The 529-nt window shown below is 42.0% G+C and carries 1 protein-coding gene; it reads right to left on the reverse strand.

Annotation, left to right across the window (positions count from 1 at the left end):
- Nucleotides 1-63 precede the first annotated feature (63 nt).
- Nucleotides 64-529 (reverse strand): hypothetical protein (locus tag ACFSW8_RS17765; RefSeq protein ID WP_377178928.1); only part of this gene is annotated, 466 nt, incomplete at its 5' end.

Below are 529 nucleotides of genomic sequence, written 5' to 3' on the forward strand. Positions count from 1 at the left end.
TGGAAATGGTGAGCGGAGCTCAACCGCGGTCAGCGGTTGGGTGCAGCGTCTTGTTCTCCAGAGTCAATTTTTGAGCGGTCTCTTAGAGTGAAAAGGCTTCAACAGCTGCTTTAGGGAATCAAGAGACTTTTGTGTTAGATCGTAATGTAGTGTTTTTGATGGCGTTACAAATTTTATTTCCCTACAACCGAAACAAATAAGTGCGGCATAGTCTTCGTCTTCAGTATGCCAGCTAATGGCATAGTCTGGGTGGAAGCCACCACACAGTTTATCACTATGTGGTCTTAATATACTTTGAGACCCTAAAATTCGTCTTAGTAATTTCTTCGTGTCATCTTCGACTTTTACTTTTGGCGTGTAAAAAGGATAGGAGCCTATGAAGGTTTTGTCCTTACGCTTGAGTTCAGATTTAAGTAAGGATTTTTCGAACGCCTGATGTGGTAAGCCTTCGTAAATATGTAATTCCTCTGAGGACGCTAATGACTTTTGTAGTTCTTTCAACTCTCCAATTGGGAGAGAGAACGAGTCT

It is taken from the genome of Rubritalea tangerina (assembly GCF_042683245.1).
Classification (GTDB): Bacteria; Verrucomicrobiota; Verrucomicrobiia; order Verrucomicrobiales; family Akkermansiaceae; genus Rubritalea; species Rubritalea tangerina.